Genomic DNA, 18,969 nt, shown 5'->3' with positions numbered 1-18,969 from the left:
ACGTGCCCCGAAGCCCGAGAGCGACCGACGCCCTCGGGCTTTTTCCTTTCAACTTTCTTCCGTTCGGCTGCGCTTGCGCATTCGGACTTGCAGTCGTTCTCGAAGAATTTCCCTCAAATAATTTGACATCGAACTAAGCGTGACGTAGTATTCGCGGTTGGTGAGATGTCGAATTATCTCGCACGACAAACACACTCCCCATTACCGTTGAAGGAGAAGGACCATGTCCGACGTTTTCGAACTTTTTCATGTCGACCCCGCCGCCGGCCGCACCGAGCTCCATGAAGCGTTGGATCTGACGGGTTGCGAAACGAGCATCAACACGCTTCCCGCCGGCGCCGCCGTTCCGTTCGTGCACCGCCATACGAAGAACGAAGAGCTCTACGGCGTGCTTGCGGGTCGCGGCGAACTCTACCTCGACGGCACCGTGCACCCGATCGCCGCGGGCGACTGGTTCCGCATCGCGCCCGAAGGGCGTCGCGCGATCCGTGCCGCCGCGGACAGCGACATCACCTTCATCTGCGTGCAGACGAAGGCGGGGAGCCTCGAAGGCTTCACGATGACGGACGGCGTTCCGTGCGAGGAAAAAGCACCTTGGCACTGAGCGTGCGTCTCGTTTCCGAGACGACGCAGGACGTGACGAAAAAGCTGGCGGGAAACCGCCGGCTTTTTCGTCGTTCTCGAAAGGAAGAAAAGGGGGGCGAACGAAAAAGAGGACGGGCGAGAAAAAGTACGATTGGAAATCTCCCTGAAAATCGCTAAGTTTGAGGAAATTTGAAGGTCGCGACTCGGGTTTCTTCGGGGTACGGACCCGTGCTTACGCGCGTAGGGCGACGTGCTATCCCTTCGGGGTTGACGGCGAACGCCCGCGGTCTCGGGAAGAGGCTCCGCACGGGAACGGGCGCCGTTTCTTTCAACTACCGAATTAAACAGGAGACGATCATGACCAAGAACTTTCGTCCCGCACTTTCCGCGCTCTGTGTCGCGACCCTGGGCGCGCTTTTCGCAACGGGTGCCGTAGCCGACGTGACGGTCTACGGCATCATCGACACGGGTCTCAACTATCAGCACGTCGATCAGGACCGCGCGGGGACGGACGCGACCGACCAGGCTCAGATGAAGAGCAGCCAGACCATCCCGAACCGCTGGGGTCTCAAGGGCAGCGAAGATCTCGGCAACGGTTTGAAGGCGGGCTTCATGCTCGAAGGCCAGTTCGGTTCGGACGACGGCACGATGACGGGCGGACGGCTCTTCCATCGTGTCTCGCAGCTTGAGCTCGGCTCCGACCGTGCGGGCACCGTGATTGTCGGTCGCTCGGGCGCTCTGCGCAGCGGCTTCGGAACGACGGGCATTTGGGCCGCGAAGCTCAACCCCTTCTCGAACTCCTGGGGCGACTACATGGGCGGCACCAAGTACACGATGCCGGGCGGCTTCAAGGCGATCGACAACGCGATTACGTACCGCAGTCCCGTCTGGTCGGGCGTGCAACTTTACGCGCAGTATTCGTTGAAGTCCAATTCGACCGCAGCGGGTACCGAAGGCAAGGCCAGTTCCGACCGCCAGTGGGGGCTGGGCGCCACGTACACGGCCGGGAATCTGCATCTTGCCGCCGTGGTCGATTCGGTCCTCTATGCGAACACCGCGGCCGACTACGATGACTCGATCGCCGTGAGCTTGGGCGGCAACTACGATTTCGGCGTTCTGAAGGCCTACGCGTCGGGCATGTACTTTGCCGGCATGAAGGGCTCCGAATTCCAGGGCGACCAGGGGAAATTCAACGTGCTCGCCGCGGCCGCCACCTATAAGGGCGCGAGTCTTCTGCTCGGCGCCGACATTCCCGCGGGTCCGGGCGTTCTCAAGGCGAGCTTCGGCTACATGTCGGCCGACCTCGACCGCGTGATGGGTCAGCGCGCCCAAATCGAAGGCGACGGCGACCTCGACCGCTACAACGCGGGCGTCGGGTACGAATTTCCGTTAAGCAAGCGCACGAAGCTCTATGCGGGTGCGGGTTGGGCGGGCGAAAGCTCGGACGAACGCGATCCGAACGCCTATGAAGTGCTTGCGGGTCTCATGACCCGCTTCTGAACGATTGAGTTAGGAGAATGCAAATGACAAATACCACGCGTCGTCGTTTCCTCGGTTCCGTTGCGGCGGGTGCCGCGGGTCTCGCCGCGGCGGGCGTATCCGCGCGGGAACTCGCCTGCGGACCCAAGCCCGCCTGGGACAAGACGGTCGATCTGCTGGTCGTCGGTTCCGGTTATGCGGGGCTTTGCGCCGCCGTCGAAGCCAAAGACGCGGGCGCCAAGCCCGTCGTCATCGAAAAGATGGCCATCCTCGGCGGGAATTCGCTCCTTTGCGGCGGCGGCATCGCCGCTCCGGGCAACGACCTACAGAAGAAGGCGGGCATCAAGGATTCGCCCGATCAGCTCTATGCCGACATGCTGAAGTCGGGCGGCGGCCTCGTGCACGAAGAGCTCGCCCGCGTCGTCGCGGACAACGCGCTCCCCACGTACGAATGGGTGCGCGACTACATCGGCGTCAAGTTCGACCGCCTCGCCTACCACGGCGGGCACTCCGTCGCGCGTAGCGCCGCCTATCAGAACGGTAACGGCGCGAAGCTCGTGAAGCCTCTCGTCGAGAAGTGCAAGGCCGAAGGCATCGTCATTTCGCCGCGCACGCGCCTTGCAGAAATCCTCACGGAAAACGGTCGCGTGGTGGGGGCCGCCGTGCGCGAAGGCTACGTCTTCCCGAAGGACGACTCCGGAAAGCTCGTCTACTACCGTACGACGAAGGGGATCGTGCTCGCGGGCGGCGGCTTCTCGCAAAATGTCGCGCTCCGGAGCCTTCACGACCCGCGCCTCGGGGCTCAGCTCGAGAGCACGAACCAGGCGGGCGCGACGGGCGACGCGCTGATTGCGGCGCAGAAAATCGGTGCGGCCACGCTCCATATGGACTGGATTCAGCTCGGTCCCTGGACCTCGCCCGACGAACCGGGGTTCGGCGTGGCGCCGAAGATCGTCGAGGCGGTCGTGGGCTACGGCTTCATGGTGGATCCCAAGACCGGGAAGCGCTTCGTCAATGAAACCGGGAACCGCAAAGTGCGCTCCGACGCGATCGTCGCGACGGGTCACCCGGCGGTGCTCGTCGTCTCGACCGAAAACGTCAAGCACGTTCCCGCCGCAGCCCTCAAGACGGGGCTCGAGAACGGCGTCGTCAAGAAGTTCGATTCGATCGAAGCTCTGGCCGACTTCCACAAGATCCCGAAGAAGGAACTCGTCGAAGAGCTCGCCCGCTGGAACGGTTACATCGCCCGCAAGACGGACCCCGATTTCAAGGCGAAGATCTTTGACGACACCCTCGAAAACAAGGGCGAATTTTATTCCGTGCGTCTCTGGCCGCGCGTGCACTACACGATGGGCGGCCTGGCGATCGACCCGAAGGCCCGCGTGTTGGCCGCCGACGGCAAGGTGATTCCGGGGCTCTACGCCGCGGGTGAAATCACCGGGGGCGTGCACGGCATGGTGCGCCTCGGGACGGTCTCGATCGTCGACTGCCTGATCTTCGGGCGCGTAGCCGGGAAGTCCGCCGCTCAGGGACTCTGAAACGTACCGGTCCGACGAAGGACGACGCGGGCCGAGCGGCGTACGTTCGTACGACGCGACGCGCGGGTCGCCCCGGGGCGCTTCCCGTCGGGGAGGCGGGAAGCGCCCGTCGTCGGATGACCGGCAGAACTCCGTTCTCCTCGGATTTTCGGGCGGCGCTTTCGCGCGGCTCGAAAATCCTCCTCTCCCCCTCTCCTTGGTCCAGCCGCACGTGACGTGCGGTCCGCGGGCGGCATCCGTGGTCGGGATGCCGCCCGCATCTTTTTTCGGATTCCGTCGAGTCCGAAAAGCAAACGGGCGACCCGCCCGCAGGAAGGTCGCCCGTCTGTAGTTCAAGCGTTGTCAGGCCGTTTCGTCGATCTTGACCGCAACGCGCTGCACGTAAGCCGCGAATCGCCGTGCGAGATCGGCCGCCCGTGCCTCGTCGTCGACCTCGGAGGCCTCAAGTCGCCAGATGCGGTAGTCGCCGTTCTTGTCGACGGCGGCCGGAAGCCCGCGCGCCCGCAGGCCTTGCGCTCGGAGGATTTCGAGCGCGATCGGTGCCGAATCGTCGCCCGAGGCCGCAATGCGCGCCGCCGCCTTGCCCGAGCGGGCGAGGAAGGCGAGGCCCGCCGCATCCGTCGAGACCTGCAAGGGCTCGGCCGCGTTCGTCGCGAGTGCCGCAAGAAGCGCACGGACGAAGGGCCGACGCTCGAGCGGCTCTCGAGTGTCGTGCGTTGATTCGGGTTCGACCTTGCTTTCCGCTTCGCCGTCGGCGGGTTCGTTGCCGGCCGCAGTTTCGGCCGTTTCAGTCGTTTCGCTCGTTTCGCTCGTTTCGCTCGTTTCGCTCGTTTCGGCCGATGCGGTCGATTCCGAGGTTTCGCGGAGTTCGGCGGCCTCAACGACTTCGGCGACGTCGGGCTTGTCCGTTATCTCAGCCGTCTCAGTCGTTTCAACCGGCTCAACCGGCTCAACCGGACGGACGGTTTCGGGCTCGTCCTTCGCGGTGCGGGCCGCCTCGGCGGACGCATCGGTCGCATCCGCCGTCGCACTCGGTTCGATCGTTTCGACGACCTCGAGCGCTTCGCCTGCCGCAAGGCGTGCGTAATTCGCCTTGACGCGATCAAGGAGCGGGGTGGCGGCCGGACTGCCCGCATCGACCTCGGCTTCGGTTTCGGGTTCGATCCCGAGCGCGGCGAGGTCGCGAACGACCCGCTCCAGGGCCGCCTCCTTGTTGCGGAAGTATTCCGAGCCGCGCAGGCGGACGAAGCGCCAGCCGTTGCGCTCGAGCACCGTTTGACGTTCCATGTCGTCGCGGATCTGGGCGTCGGTCGAGTGGTAGCGTTCGCCGTCGCATTCGAGGGCCGCCTTGCGGCCGCGCGAGGAAAGCACCATGTCGATGCGGTAGGCGCCTACTTCGTACTGCTGCTCGACCTTGAAGCCGCGCTTCAAAAGGGCGGCGGCGACTTCAAGTTCGAAGGGCGAATCCGAGGCCTTCTTCACACGATCGACGTCGACCGCGCGCGACGCTTCCCGCGCCCAGGCAAAGAGCCCGTAGCGCAGGTCGTCGTGCTTGAGTTGCGATTGGGGATCGAACGAATGCACGATCCAGAGTTGGTCGCGCGCACGGCTCACGGCCACGTTCCAGCGCTTCTTCTGCAAGTCGTCGTTCCCGTCGCCCATCTTTCGGAGCATCTTCCCCGGAGCGGCCGAGTCGACAAGCGAAAGGAGAATGACGTCGCGCTCGTCCCCCTGGAATTCCGCGGAACTCCCGCAGAGGATCCGACGCCTTTCGATTTCGCGCGGGTCGAAAGCAGCGTAGATGAGGTTTTTGAGAAGACGAATCTGCGACTGCGAACCGCTTCGCATCGAGATGACGCCGAACGTTTTCCTTTCGTACGCGGGATCGGCAATCATCGCCTGCATGAGACGCACGACCGCTTCCGCTTCGGCGCGGTTGGCGCGGGTTTCCGACGCGTCCGTCGCTTCGTCGATCGCCTCGGGGTTTTCGACGCGGAAGGGGACGATCGCGGGCTTGAGGTTCGTGCTCGAGCCGTCGCGAAGCGGACGAATGGAGCCTTCGTAACTCAAGCGGTTGCAGTAGCCGATGATTTCGGGAACGCACCGGAAGTGCTCCCGCAGCATGTGCGTCGGGAAGCCCATCGTCTTGATGACGTCGTAGAGCGAAATCTGCGCGTTGTAGAGTTTCGGTTCCTTCACGCGGCCTGCCAAGAACCGCCGCGCGAGGGCGTCGACCGTATCGAGATTCGTCCCGACGGCCAGGGGGGTCACCTGCTTGTCGTCGCCGACGACGATGACTTTGTCCGCCATGTAGAGAACGGGAAGAGCGAGCAAATCCGCCTGACTCGCCTCGTCGACGATCACGATGTCGAAGCGCCCCGCGCCGTTGAAGTTGAGCAGCGCGTCCTGAAGCATCATGATCCAGACGGGCACGGCCGTCTGGCAGTCGGGCAGCAACCGGTTCGCCTCCCGGCGGTATTCCGCCACCTTCTTTCCGTGACCGCTCGCGCGCTTCATATAGTAAACAAGCTTCGAGAGGTTCGAAATCGCTTCCGACCCTTCGAGGCGCTTTTTCGTTGCGTACCAGGCCTTCTCGGCCGCAAGACGTGCGGTGTTCGAGCGCAGTTCCCGCGAAAGCCGAGCGGCTTTTTCCTGGAGCGCTTCGGGGCTTTCCGACGTCCACTCACGATAGAGCCGATCTTTTTGCTTCCAGTCCCAGGCCTTTTCGATGTCGGAGGGAACGGTCGTGCCGTCGAACCCCGGACGCCCCTCAAGGAGCGCATCGCGCCATTCGGGGGCGGCGGCACCGAGCTTTTCAAGGAGCGCCCGACGGCGTACGAAGGGGGCGCGCTGTCGTTCGAGTTGCTGAAGGTCCTTGTCGGCTTCGGTCCACCCGTCGGGGTCCGCGAGGAGCGCGGCCGCAAGGCGCGCGACCACGGGCGAGCGGTCCGAAACGGGAAGAAGCTTTTCGGCTACGGCCGCTTTCCAGTCGTTCGTTTTCTTCAGGTCAGCTTCGATATGACGGAAAGCATGAACGGGACGAAGCAGGTCGCGAACGAGCGTCGAAAGGCCGGCAAGGAGCGCTTCGGGATCTTCGAAGGCTTTCTTCTCATCGAGCTTCCCGTTGGCATCCGCAACATCAAGCGGGAGTTCGATCGCCTTGCCGTCCGAGTCGTAAGCCGAGACTTCCGCGTCGCGCAGATCTTCGAGAAGACGCGCGACGGTCGCGCGGCATCCCGCGATCTTCGGGAGATCGTCGCCATAGGTTCGGGCGAGTTCCGTCGCGGCGCTCGAGCCGTTCTCGCCGAACGACGCGAAGTCGGGCGCGCCCGCCGCACGGGCGACGGCGTTCCAACGGTCCGCCGTTTCGCGCTCCTTCTCGCGGTAGACGCATTCGGCGGCGATAGCTTCGAACATCTCGCGCGTGTTCGGTGTTTTGCCGTTCACGGTGACGGAGGCGAGCGTCGCGAGCATCTTCTTACCCTTGCCGAAGACGCGCGAGAACCAGCCCGGACGACCGTCGGGGGCGTTTTGAGCGAACCACTCGGCGGCGTCTTTCCGGGCCGCAAAGCCGCCTTGAGACGCATCAACCGAATCTTTCGGGAATTCGACGGCAAGCCCCGTCGACATCCGCCGTCGGGTCATCTCACGCTCGGCGTCGTCCAAGGTCGAGAGCTTTTGACCGAGCGTCACGAAAAGGTCCGCTCCCCCCGCATCAAGGCTCGGATCAAGAGCCGCAAGGAGCGCTGCGCGCAGGATCGGGTCCGAATCGCACTTTTCGATAAGCTCGAACCCCGGATCCTTATCGAGCATCGCGCTGCGGTCGCGCTTCACGAGAAGGCGCGCCCCGGAGGCGGTCGCGTACTCGAGGAAACTCGTGCCGCTTGCGTTGCTGCGACCCGAAACGCGTGCGATCCCCGTTTTTTCAGAGGAGGTCGCTTCTTGGAGACGCGCGTACACGTCCGACATCTCGCGCATTTTTTCGCCCGTCGGAAGCTCGGTCGAAGAGGGAAGTTCCAACGAAAGTTCGCGCTGCGTTTCGGCCTTCCACCGGCCGTTTGTCGCGTAGAGGTCGCGAAACTCCTCGGCGGTCAAAGGCATCGGCCCCGCTTCGGGTTCGCCCGGAATGAGGTCTGCAAGCGCTTCGTTTCGGCGAAGATCTTCGGCCAGGTCCCGAATCGGAATTTCGACGCCTTGGTAGACGGGGCCCTTCGTTTCGTTGAGACGAAGGGCGTAGAGACGCGAGCGCGCGGCGTGAAGGTCGGCCGTCAACGTGCGGCGGTCCGCTTCGAGACCCTCGATCGATTCGGAGAGTTCCGTGAGCGTCGTCGCGCTGATCGTGCGTTGCAGCGCCACCGCCGTGCGTTCGAGGTCTTTCTTATCCTGAATGACGGAAACGCACAAGGGTTGAATTTCTTCGGGGAGCTTTTCCTTCAGGACGGCCAAGGCCTTCGTTGTCTGGCTCGTCACAAGGACGCGCTTCCCTTGAGCGAGGAAGTGCCCGAGAAGGTTCGCGATCGTGTGGGTCTTCCCAGTCCCCGGAGGCCCCTGAACGAGCACGACGTCGTTGCGCATGATGGAGCGAGCAATGGCGAGCTGCTCGCTGTTGGCGGGTTTCGTGAGGAGAATCGTCTCGTCTTCGCCCGCGGTGGCGGCGAGTTTTTCTTCGAGCGTGGGCTTGCGGTCCTCTTCGGGGGCGTAGGTCGGGAAGGCGTCCGGAGAGACGATTTCCACGAGGTGCTGCGGGATGTCGCTCTCCTTGTCGATCTGCGCGCGAATCGCCTCGACCGCTTCTTTGATGCCCGTCGGGCGGTCCTGCAAGAAAAGTACCGCTCGAGGGGTGATGCGGAATTTGACGTCCGAGGCGTCCCGCTCGGCGTCGAGCGCCGCCGATTCGGCCTCGTTCGGGTCGACCCAGCGGCAGGCGGTCGAAAGCCGCACGGCCGCATTGCGGATTTCGGACGTGAGCGCCTCGTCCCCGAGCACTTCCGGGGAGGCGGAGGCGACGTATTCCTTGAGTTCGTTCAGGACCGCGAGGTCGATCCGCTCTTCGGCGAAGACCTGCACGACCTCACCGAGAAAGCGAGGGCTCGCGCTTTCGTCGACGCGCACTTCAAGGAGCGGCAAATTGCGCTTGCTCGAACCGATCGTGATTTCGATCGGCTGCGCGACAAGCGGGTAGTCCGCGAATTCGTTGGAATCGCCCGTTCCCGTGAGGCCGGGAGCCGACGTGAAGATGAAATTCCCGACGAGGAGTTCCGAGCGCAGGTTCGAGGCTTCGAGTTTTTCGCGCGCCGTGAGGAACCGCTCGAAAAGCGCTTTGTTGCGTTCGCGCGGAAGCCGCTCTTTGAGCCACTCGGCGCGCTTCGCGAGCCACGCGTCGCGCGCTTCGAGAAGGGGCAGGAGCGCCGCGTCCGCACGCAGCGTCTCGAGCTTTCGACGAAGGGCTTCGAGCATGGCGGTCAATTCCGCCGCATTCGCGGCTTCCGTCGCAACCCCTTCGACTTCACCTTCACCACCGCTTTCACCTGCGGGTTCGGCAAGCCTCTTTTCCGTTTCGGCGATTTCAAGTTCAGCCTCTGGGATCGCAAGTTGCGCGCTGCGGGCGTCTTCAAGCGTCCTCTCGCCGAAGCCCCCCTTCCAGACGAGCGCCGCCGTCGAGGCCGCGGCCGTGCGACCGCCTTCGAGGTGCTCGATCAATTCCGCAGGCGGCAACGGGGCGGCGGGCAGGTCGAGAAGCTCGATTCGGCAAAGGAGCGTCGGATCGTCCGAGCCTTCTTTGAAAACCTCGAGCACGCCCGGAAGCGACGGGTCGACGTCGCGCATGTCGAGCTTCCAGTCGCACTTCGAAAGGTTCTTGATCTTGGCCTGGCGGATTCCGGCCACTTCTTCCACAAAGGTGAAGAGGCTCTCTACGGCGTCGCATTGTTCGGGACTGGCTTGCATGTCGATCTGGTCCGTCGTTGGGGATTGAGAATCGGGCGGGATTTCCCGCTGCTTTCTCGGAAAGCATCGGGAAAAACTTCTTGGATTCTAACGGGCATGGATTCAACGGGGGCGGGCTTCGGGCCATTGAGGGTGATCGAGGGCGCTTGGGAACGCTTGACGCGCGATCGAGAACTTTCGGGCGCTCCCGCCGGGCGAAAAAAATCCCCGAACGCGGCAGCTGCTGCGTTCGGGGCCAGTGTTCCTCTCTCAATGCCGCGTTTGCGTCCGTTCGTGTTCGGGTCGGTTCGAACTCGGATCGCGGTCTTCTCGGGTGTTCCGTTCAATCAAGCGTTCACTCGAGCGACGTCACCTCGGCCGAGAGTCGCGCGAGTTCGAGCGCGACGTCGCACGCCTTTTCGAGGGACTTGACGGGGAGGCACTCGTAGACCCCGTGGAAATTGAGACCGCCCGTAAAGACGTTCGGCGTGGGGAGGCCCCGCGCCGAAAGGCGGGCGCCGTCCGTGCCGCCGCGAATCGGCTCTTCGACGGGTTCGAGCCCCGCACGGCGGTAGGCTTCGCGCACGACGTCGAGCACCTTCGGGGTGCGTTCGATGTAGGCGAGCATGTTTTCGTACGAGTCCTTGATCCGAACGTCGAGCTTGGCTTGCGGGAATTCGGCGTTGATTTCGTCGGCAATCCGAACGAGGAGCGCTTTCTTCGCTTCGTAAAGCGCCCGGTCGTGGTCGCGAATGAGAATGCGCACGGTGCTCGAAACGACCGACCCTTCGACGTGATTGGGATGCACGAAGCCTTCGTGCCCGCTCGTGCATTCGGGACTCATTTCAGGAGGCAATCGATCGATGTATTTCGCAAGGAACCGCAGGGAATTCACCATCTTCCCCTTGGCGCTCCCCGGATGGACGCCCACGCCCGTCGACGTCACCCACGCGGTGCCGCCGTTGAAGTTTTCGTATTCGAGTCCCCCGACCTCGCCTCCGTCGAACGTGTAAGCATAGCGGGCGCCGAACATCTCAATATCAAAATTCTCCGTCCCGCGGGCGACCTCTTCGTCGGGCGTGAAGCCCACGCAAATCTTCGCGTGCGGAATCGAGGGGTCGGCCTGCAGGCGCGCGACCATTTCGACGATCGCGGCGATCCCTGCCTTGTCGTCCGCGCCGAGAAGGGTCGTGCCATCGGTGAAGACCACGTCTTCGCCCGCGTACTTGCGGATTTCGGGGAAGCGTTCCGCTTCGAACACAATGCCTTGCGCTTCGTTCAAAAGAACGTCGCCCCCTTCGTAGCGGACGATTTGCGGGGAGACGTTGGCGCCCGGGGCGTCGGGCGACGTATCCATGTGGGCGATGAAACCGATCGCGGGTGTCGCTTCGCACCCCGGGGTCGCGGGAAGGCTCCCGTAGACGACGCCGCCCTTCCCGATGCGGGCGTCTTCGACGCCGAGCGCGAGGAGTTCTTCGACGAGCAGCTCCGCCAAGCGAAGCTGCTTTTCTGAGGACGGGGCGGTGGTGCTGTCGCGGTCCGACTCGGTGTCGAGAACGGCGTAGCGAAGGAAACGCTCGAGAACGGGCGGGCGGGTGGAGGAGGTCATGGCGATATTCCCAAAGTGTTGCGCAAAGCGCGATTTTCGAAGCTTACCGCTCGAAGGCCTGCCGCGCGATCGGTGTTTCTCAGGGGGCGCTCGGCCGCTCTCTTTTGCACTCAGGGCTCGGGTCGGTGCGCCGCTTCAAGCTCCAGAAGCGACGTCTTCACGTCAAGCCCCAACGCAAAGCCCGTGAGGTCGCCCGAAGCACCGATCACGCGGTGGCAGGGAACAAGCACCAGAATGGGGTTGCGGTTGCAGGCGCCGCCCACGGCGCGCGCCGCATTCGGGTCGCCGAGCGCAAGCGCCACCTCTTTGTAGGAGCGCGTTTCGCCGTAGGGAATGCGACGGAGCACGTCCCAGACGGCACGGCGAAATTCCGTCCCTTCGGGGGCAAGCGGAATGTCGAATTCGGTACGGTGCCCATCGAGGTATTCGGCGAGCTCCTTGAAGAGCTTTTCCGTGAGGGGCGAGGGCGAGTCCTCGTTCATGGGGTCGACCCCCGGGGGCAAAAGCCCGAGGCCGACGAGCGCTTCGTCGTCGCCCGTGCGACGTACGGCCGCTTCCCAGGTGCCTCGGGGGCCGGTGCGATGGGTGAAGTACGCGTAGCGAATGACCGTCATGGGTTGGGCCCCCGAGGCGCGCGGGCGGCTTCGGGAGCGCTCCTCCTTTGTTCTGTCTCGGTTGAAAATGTGAAACGGGCGTCGTGCGGGAAAGAGGGGGGCTCGCGCCCCGAGCGGCGTTTCCGCACGCGTGAGGTACATGATGCCGCAAAAACGCACGACCTGTCGGGGGTGATGTTGAGAGCGAGCACTCGCTTCCGGTTCGGTTGAAGCGCCTTTTTCTCCCCGCACCTCCGCCCTTCGGCGTAGCCCGACTCCACCAACGACCGATACCCGAGCGGTCCCACGCTTTTTATACTCCGAAGAGCACGTCGCACGGAGCCGTCGGGTTCCGTGTACCTCCGAGGGTTCGGAGTTCGGGGCGTTTTTCGAGCGTCCTTTTCTGTTTTTCACCGCCGCTTCGAGGGGAATATCCATGTCCGACGTTCGTCAGCTTCGCGTTCACAGCCTCAACCCCTCGTCCTTTTTCGAGGCGGGGTTTCGGCATGCGGCCGAAACCCGCATGAAGGGGTTGCCCGTACTCAACCCGAAAGTCGCCGTGCGCGCGCACGGTTTTCGCCGCTGGGGGAACGACTGGATCGGCGCGATGACGACGCCTTGGGCGATTTTCTGCGTCTTTGCCTGCGGCTGTCGCGAGACCTGGCCCGAGACCCGTCGCGCGGGCTCGACCTTCGTCGTGGAATTGCCCGCAGGGGATTTTACTTTCACGACGGTGGAAGACGAGGCGCTCGGCGCCTACGGGATGCTGAGTTTGAAGAGTCCCGTCAACGACGTCGGGGACGGGGAGACCGCAGACCTGATCGCGCAGATGGCGCTCGACATGATGCTCACCGCCGACCGCATCCCGGAAGACGACGAAGACGCAACGCCGCTCATCGCTCCGAACGCGGACGGGAAACTCCACCGCGTGATTCCGATTCGCATCGCGCCCCCGAAGAACATCGAAGAGACGCCGGTCCTCACGCCCAAGGCGCTCGAGCCCGAGAAGCCCGAAGAGCGCGAACCCTTCTTCGATCGGATCGAGCGCGCCGGAAAGACGTCCGTTTCGCGCCGGAAGCTCTTCGCCCCCTTCGGCGGAAAGAAAACGCAGCAGAACGAACCTTCGACGGGGGCCGTCGAAAGAACCCCGGGAGCGCAGTCGGATGATTGAGAGCGGTACCGTTCACATCGACCTGAGCCCCAAACCGGGCGGCCGCGCGGGTGTTGTCGTTTTGAACGCCCGCACGAACGGTATCGCCCGCATGCTCGCGTCTCCCGAAAAGCGCGCGAAAGCAAGGCGCCTCATTCCGCTTCTTTACGGGCTTTGCCCCTGCGCGCACCTGGCGTCCTTCGATGCGGCCCGAGCGCGCGCCGTGGGTTTGTGCGACGCGGAGCGTCGTGCGAGAACGGGCGCTTTGCCCGAGCGCGCCGTACTTTTGGAGGCGGTCGTCGAAAATCTGCGCGTCCTCGTGATGGACGCGGGGGCGCTCTCCGGCTTGCGGCCCGATGCGGCGATGCTTCGTTCGATCGGGCGGTTGCGTGCGGAGGTCGCGACCGTCCTTCAGCATATGGCGGCCATGGACCCCTTGCACCCCGAGGCGATCGACACGCCGCACCGGATGGCTGCGACCGACACCGTGCGGGCGCTCTTCGACGACGCCCGAGAGGCCGCCGCAACGATGCTTTTCGGGATGGTCCCCGAAGCGTGGTTGAGCGACACGACGAGCATTGAGGCGATGGAAGCGTGGGCCGCGCAGTGGAACGACAAGCTCCCCGCCGCGCGCTTGGCGCGGGGGTTTCTCATGCGACCCGCGAATTTCGGGCGTGTGAGCGCGCCTTTATTGCCCGGTCACAATGCGGGCCCCGCTTTTGCCGAGGAGTTGCTCTACCGCATGATGCACGAGCCGGGGTTCGACCTCGCGCCCGTCTGGAAGGGAGCAACCCGCTTGACGGGGGCGATCGTGCGGCGCTTGAGGGAACCGTTGGTCGCGGGGCTCGTCGCTCTGCGCGGAGTTTGCGCGGTGAGCCTTTTGGCCGCGCGCTTGACGGACATCGCCGCGATGCTTGAGGCGCTTCGGGCGTCCCTGGGCGACTCGGATACCTCCTCGGGAATGTCCCCCAACGGCCGATGGGAAACCCCTCTTTCGACCTATGGTTTTCGTGCGGGCGAGGCCCTATGCTTGACGGAGACGGCCCGAGGACTGCTCGCGCATGCCGTGTCGGTGAACGACGCGGGGGAGGCGGTGCGTCTTCGGATCACTTCGCCCACCGAATGGCAGTTTTCGCCCGACGGTCCGGGCCAACAGGCGGCCACGCTCCTCGCGCGCGACTTCAATGCGGACGCGACCGAGGAAAAGCCCGTCGACTTCGAGGAGTTCGAATCGCTTCTGCGGCTCGCGCTCTTCGGACTCGACGCGTGCGTGCCGCTCGACTTTCACCGTCACGCGTGAGGATCCTCGGAGCGGTCGACCGAGTCGGGAGCTTCGCGCGGGACGCAGCCAATCCATACGAGGAAGCCGCTTCATGCACGAACTCTCCATCGCCGAAGGGATCATCGACATCGTCGAACGTACGGCCCGCGCGAACAACGTCCGACGCGTCAAGCGCGTCGAAGCCGCGGTCGGGGAACTCGCCGCGGTCGACCCCGCGGCGCTTTTCTTTGCGTGGGAAAGCGTGCGCAAAGGAGGACCCGCGGATGCGGCCGAACTGGTCTTGACACCCGTACCGGGCGCCGCCTGGTGCCACACCTGCGCGGAAACGGTTCCCCTACACCGCTACGGCGACCCCTGCCCCAAGTGCGGGGGGTATCAAATGACCGCCACGGGCGGGGACGAACTCAAGGTGACGGGGATCGTCGAGGCGCTCGACGAGGAGGCGAACGAACCCGCAGAGCCCGACGGCAAGTCCGAGAGCGCCGACGGCCTCCCCTGAGAGCCGACGCACAAACATTCCCGATCCCATCCGATCCAACGATTCAAACACACGGCCGGGCGAGCCCCCGAAGGTTTTCCGCTTCCCGAAGCGACCGAAAGCGACACACCCGGCCCGAACAGACAGACGCTCTCCGCTTTCACACTTCCACGAAGACGGCGGCGGACTTTGCGAAGGAGGAAATTCACTATGTGTACGACCTGCGGCTGCGGCACGAGCGGCCACCTGCACACCCATACGGACGAAAACGGCAACGTGACGATGCACGTGCACGACCATGCGCACGATCATGCGCACGATCACGGGCATCACCACCACGATCACGACCATCATCACGACCACGATCACGGCGGAAAGACGGGGCGGATGCTTGCGATCGAAGAAGACGTCTTGGGGCGCAACAACGAAGTGGCCGCGCGCAACCGGGCGTACTTCGCGCGCCGCGGGATTCTCGCGCTGAACCTCGTTTCCTCGCCCGGCTCGGGCAAAACGGAACTCCTCACGGCGACGCTCAAGGCGCTCTCGGGCGACCTTCCCGCCGCCGTCATCGAAGGCGACCAGGAAACCTCGAACGACGCCGACCGCATTCGCGCGACGGGGGCCCCGGCGCTCCAAATCAATACGGGGAAGGGCTGCCACCTCGACGCCGCGATGGTGGAAGGGGCCTTGGGCGCGATGACGCTCGAAGACCGCTCGGTCCTTTTCATCGAAAACGTCGGGAATCTCGTCTGCCCTGCGGAATTCGACCTCGGCGAGGCCCACAAGGTGGCGATCCTCTCGGTGACGGAAGGGGAGGACAAGCCCCTCAAGTACCCCGACATGTTCCACGCCTCGGACCTCATGATCATCAACAAGTCGGACCTTCTCCCCTACGTGAAGTTCGACCTTGAAAAGGCGAAGGAATATGCCCGCCGCGTCAACCCGAGGATCAAGATCCTCGTCGTGAGCGCGACGACGGGCGAAGGACTTGACAAATGGCTCGCCTGGGTGAAGGCGGAGCTTGTGGTGGCGTCCCTCTGAGATTGCACGTACAACCCGTCTCACTGATACAGCCGATCCTCCGAGCCTCCAGCTTGAGTCGTTCTCACGCGTTTCCGAAGGCCTCGGAGGATTTTTCGAAGTGTGCCCCGAATCCCTGCAAAACCCGCATTCGGGGCCCGCAACTCACCGGAGGCGCTCGCTTCAACGAATTCAAAGAGCGCAGCGTCCTTCGATCCCCGAGGAGACCGTCGCCGTGAAGCACTCGGAAAACCCGACCACCATGCCGCAGAACACTCCCGACACTCGGAATTCAAGCGACTCTTCAAACGGCTCTCGTGAAGCCCGCATCGTTCGCGTAACGGGGCTCGTACAGGGCGTGGGCTTTCGCCCGACGGTCTACCGCATTGCGGCCGCCCTCAATCTCGCGGGCCGCGTCTGGAACGACGAAGCGGGCGTAGGCATCCGCCTCGAAGGGGACGCGTCGGCGCTCGACGCCTTTCCCGATACGCTCCTTGCGGAAAAGCCCCCGTTGGCCCGCATCGATTCGATCGAGATGACGAAAGCTCTCCCCGAAGGGCTCGAAGGCTTCTCGATTTCGGAAACCCACGCAGGGGGCCGTGTCACGGCCTCCATTACGGCCGACGCGGGCACGTGCGAGGCGTGCTTTGCGGACATGTTCTCGTCCTCGAACCGTCGCTACCGCTATCCCTTTACAAACTGCACCCATTGCGGGCCACGCTTTACGATCACGCGCCGACTCCCTTACGACCGGCCGCAGACGTCGATGGCGAAGTTTCCGATGTGCCCCGCGTGCCTCAGAGAGTACGAAGATCCGTTGGATCGGCGTTTTCACGCGCAACCCAACGCCTGCCCGGTGTGCGGGCCGGAACTTCAATTGCTCCTTCCGACGGGGAAACCTGCGGAACTTGTGCCCGAAGACGCGGGCGACCCCGTGCGCGCCGTCGTGCGGGCGCTCAAGGCGGGACTTACCGTCGCCTTGAAGGGCCTCGGAGGCTTTCATTTGGCGTGCGACGCGCGAAACGCGGAGGCCGTCGCGCGCCTTCGCTCCCGCAAGCACCGCGACGAAAAGCCGCTCGCCGTCATGGGGGCTTCCGTGGAGGCGCTCGAGCAGTACGTCGTATTCACACCCGAAGAAAAGAGGCTCCTCACCTCGCCCGCGCGTCCGATCGTTCTCGCCCGCAAGCGTACGGCCGAAGGGGCGACCGATACGGCAATCGACACGACGACCGGAGCGAATGCTCTCACGGACGCGGAATTCGATGCGCGGTTGGAGGGCATCGCTCCGGGGCTCACCGACATCGGGGTGATGCTCCCCTATACGCCGCTGCATGCGATGATCTTTCACACCTTCGCGGGCGAACCCGAGGGGACCGCGTGGATGCACGACGCCGGTGTCGATACGCTTCTCGTCATGACGAGCGCGAACCCGGGCGGGGAGCCTCTCGTGACGCAAAACGAGGAAGCCGTGGAGCGCTTGGGATCCATGGCGGACTACATTCTCATCCACAACCGCGACATTCTCCTGCGCTGCGACGACTCGGTCGTGCGGGTGGCGGACGAGAAGCCCCTCTTCATTCGCCGCTCCCGCGGGTTCGTGCCCGAAGGGATCAAAACGGGCGTCTCCGATCTTCCGTGCGTCTTGGCGCTCGGGCCCTATCTGAAGTCGACCTGCGCGATTTCGCGCGGGGACGAAATCGTCCTTTCGCAGCACATCGGGGACCTCGAAAATCGCTCGACCGAACGGGCGCTTGAAGAAGCGGTCGAGCACCTCGAAAGCATTCTCGACGCACGAGTCGAAGCGCTCGCCTGCGACCTGCATCCCGACTTTTTCTCGACGCGCTTTGCGCAAGTGCTCGCGGACGAACGGCATCTTCCGCTCATTCGCGTCCCGCACCATGCGGCCCACGTCGGGGCCGTGATGGCGGAAGCGGGCTTGACGGGCGAAATCCCCGTTCTGGGGCTGGCACTCGACGGCGTGGGTCTCGGACCGGTCCTCGAAGGGGTTGACTCTGCCGAGTCCACGACCATCTGGGGCGGTGAGCTGCTCCTTGCGGGGTCGACGGGGTTCGAGCGACTCGGGACGCTTCGGAGCCTGCCGCTTCCCGGGGGCGACCGCGCCGCGCGGGAGCCCTGGCGCATGGGCGCGGCTCTCCTGACGGAGCTCGGACGCGAAACGGAAATCGCCCGGCGCTTTGCGGGGCACGTCACGCCCCAAATGGCGGAAGCGATCGTGCAGCTGATTCGAAATCCCCGACTCACGAAACGCACGACCTCGACGGGTCGGTGGTTCGATGCGGCGGCCTCCTTGCTTGCCGGGGTCCCCGTGCAGCACGACGAAGCGACGGCCGCGATGCGGCTCGAAAGCCTTGCGGCGCGCTCGAAGGCGACCTTCGCGGATTCGGAATTGGACGCGCTCGTACGCGTGACGGAGCAGGGTGTTTTGGATCTTCTTCCGCTTATGGATCGGTTGCTCGACGGGCACGACCGGGGCGAGTCGCACGAAGACGGAGCGCTCCTTTTCCATCTCGCGCTCGCGAAGGGGCTCGTGCGGTGGGTGGGCGAAGTGCGCGCGGCGTGTGCGGATACGCCGATGGACCCCAAGCACGTGGCCCTTTCGGGCGGGTGCTTCGCGAACCGCTTCCTCGCCTCGGGCGTTGCAAAGGGTCTCGAAGCGATGGGTCTTGAGGCGCTGCTTCCGCGCAAAGCCCCAGCGGGCGACGGAGGCGTTGCGGCGGGCGAAGCGTGGCTCGCGTCCCGAATCGTGGAACACGCGAAAGCCACCGGCCTTCCCCCGGCGGACTACGTCTTTCGGGCGGACCGAACCCTTCGGAACCGCTGAAACCTCGCCCGAACGACGGATGCCGCGCGCTTCGCTTCTCGGCAAAAGGACGGAAGACAAGCGCGCGGCAAGTGCGTAGGATTAAAGACGAAGCTCGAAGAACCCACCGAAAGAATTCGACGTCGGAGATGCCCGAATCTCAAGAGCTCCTCTCTCCGAAGAGAGCGAGCCTCGGAGGGGCGGCTCCGCACGGCACACCGACAAGCGATAAGGAATCTCGTTTATGTGTTTGGCGATCCCCGTACAACTCAAAACCGTTTCGCCCGACGGGCTCACGGCCCTGGCCGATGCGGGCGGCATTGAAAAGACGGTCGACGTTTCGTTGATCGACACCCCCAAGGCGGGCGACTGGGTGATTCTTCACGTCGGGTTCGCCCTGAACCGCATCGACCCGAAGGAAGCGGAAGAAACCCTGAAGCTTCTCGCTCAGACGGCGGGCTCCGCCTCCGACCGCACGGAGGTTTGAGC

The 18,969-nt window shown here is 64.2% G+C and carries 12 protein-coding genes; 9 read left to right on the top strand and 3 right to left on the bottom strand.

Annotated elements, in window-relative coordinates; genetic code table 11:
* Positions 1-223: 223 nt before the first annotated feature.
* The 3 genes from S6FBBBH3_RS07825 to S6FBBBH3_RS07815 all read left to right on the top strand — a co-directional run bounded on the left by S6FBBBH3_RS07825 (position 224) and on the right by S6FBBBH3_RS07815 (position 3,602).
* Positions 224-604, top strand: coding sequence for a cupin domain-containing protein (locus tag S6FBBBH3_RS07825; RefSeq protein ID WP_120177216.1), 381 nt, complete (start codon positions 224-226; stop codon positions 602-604).
* 338 nt (positions 605-942) lie between these two features.
* Positions 943-2,085 (top strand): porin, encoded by a 1,143-nt coding sequence (locus S6FBBBH3_RS07820; RefSeq protein ID WP_123957678.1) that lies wholly within the window; start codon positions 943-945, stop codon positions 2,083-2,085.
* Between the two features lie 23 nt (positions 2,086-2,108).
* Positions 2,109-3,602: a flavocytochrome c gene (locus tag S6FBBBH3_RS07815; RefSeq protein WP_120177214.1), complete on the top strand. Its 1,494-nt coding sequence runs from the start codon at positions 2,109-2,111 to the stop codon at positions 3,600-3,602.
* Between the two features lie 342 nt (positions 3,603-3,944).
* Here S6FBBBH3_RS07815 and S6FBBBH3_RS07810 read toward each other — a convergent pair whose 3' ends face one another.
* From S6FBBBH3_RS07810 to S6FBBBH3_RS07800, 3 genes are all read right to left on the bottom strand, one after another.
* Positions 3,945-9,548, bottom strand: a complete 5,604-nt coding sequence (locus tag S6FBBBH3_RS07810; protein ID WP_120177213.1) for an AAA domain-containing protein — start codon at positions 9,546-9,548, stop codon at positions 3,945-3,947.
* Positions 9,549-9,882: 334 nt separating this feature from the next.
* A complete protein-coding gene (pepT, locus tag S6FBBBH3_RS07805; protein WP_120177212.1) occupies positions 9,883-11,136 on the bottom strand; it encodes a peptidase T in 1,254 nt (417 codons plus the stop codon).
* Between the two features lie 110 nt (positions 11,137-11,246).
* Positions 11,247-11,750 carry a methylated-DNA--[protein]-cysteine S-methyltransferase gene (locus tag S6FBBBH3_RS07800; protein WP_170143885.1) on the bottom strand — a complete coding sequence of 168 codons (504 nt, stop codon included), beginning with the start codon at positions 11,748-11,750 and terminating at the stop codon, positions 11,247-11,249.
* A gap of 415 nt (positions 11,751-12,165) precedes the next feature.
* Between S6FBBBH3_RS07800 and hybE the strand changes: the two genes are divergently transcribed.
* The 6 genes from hybE (at position 12,166) to S6FBBBH3_RS07770 (ending at position 18,967) form a co-directional block, all read left to right on the top strand.
* On the top strand, positions 12,166-12,900 hold the full coding sequence (hybE, locus tag S6FBBBH3_RS07795; protein WP_120177211.1) for a [NiFe]-hydrogenase assembly chaperone HybE: 735 nt from the start codon (positions 12,166-12,168) through the stop codon (positions 12,898-12,900).
* Positions 12,893-14,179, top strand: coding sequence for a hypothetical protein (locus S6FBBBH3_RS07790; RefSeq protein ID WP_120177210.1), 1,287 nt, complete (start codon positions 12,893-12,895; stop codon positions 14,177-14,179). The genes hybE and S6FBBBH3_RS07790 overlap by 8 nt, the downstream gene beginning before the upstream one ends.
* 73 nt (positions 14,180-14,252) lie before the next feature.
* Positions 14,253-14,660 carry a hydrogenase maturation nickel metallochaperone HypA/HybF gene (locus tag S6FBBBH3_RS07785; protein ID WP_120177209.1) on the top strand — a complete coding sequence of 136 codons (408 nt, stop codon included), beginning with the start codon at positions 14,253-14,255 and terminating at the stop codon, positions 14,658-14,660.
* A gap of 189 nt (positions 14,661-14,849) precedes the next feature.
* Complete coding sequence (gene hypB / locus S6FBBBH3_RS07780) at positions 14,850-15,680, top strand: hydrogenase nickel incorporation protein HypB (protein ID WP_120177208.1); 831 nt, start codon at positions 14,850-14,852, stop codon at positions 15,678-15,680.
* Positions 15,681-15,894: 214 nt separating this feature from the next.
* Positions 15,895-18,501, top strand: coding sequence for a carbamoyltransferase HypF (locus S6FBBBH3_RS07775; RefSeq protein ID WP_232008763.1), 2,607 nt, complete (start codon positions 15,895-15,897; stop codon positions 18,499-18,501).
* A gap of 223 nt (positions 18,502-18,724) precedes the next feature.
* Positions 18,725-18,967, top strand: a complete 243-nt coding sequence (locus S6FBBBH3_RS07770; RefSeq protein WP_120177206.1) for a HypC/HybG/HupF family hydrogenase formation chaperone — start codon at positions 18,725-18,727, stop codon at positions 18,965-18,967.
* Positions 18,968-18,969: the final 2 nt, after the last annotated feature.

Source organism: Sutterella megalosphaeroides (genome assembly GCF_003609995.1).
In the GTDB taxonomy this organism is placed as follows: Bacteria; Pseudomonadota; Gammaproteobacteria; order Burkholderiales; family Burkholderiaceae_F; genus Sutterella; species Sutterella megalosphaeroides.
Note: the sequence above shows the minus strand (reverse complement) of the source record. Positions and strands in the feature narration are given on the sequence as shown.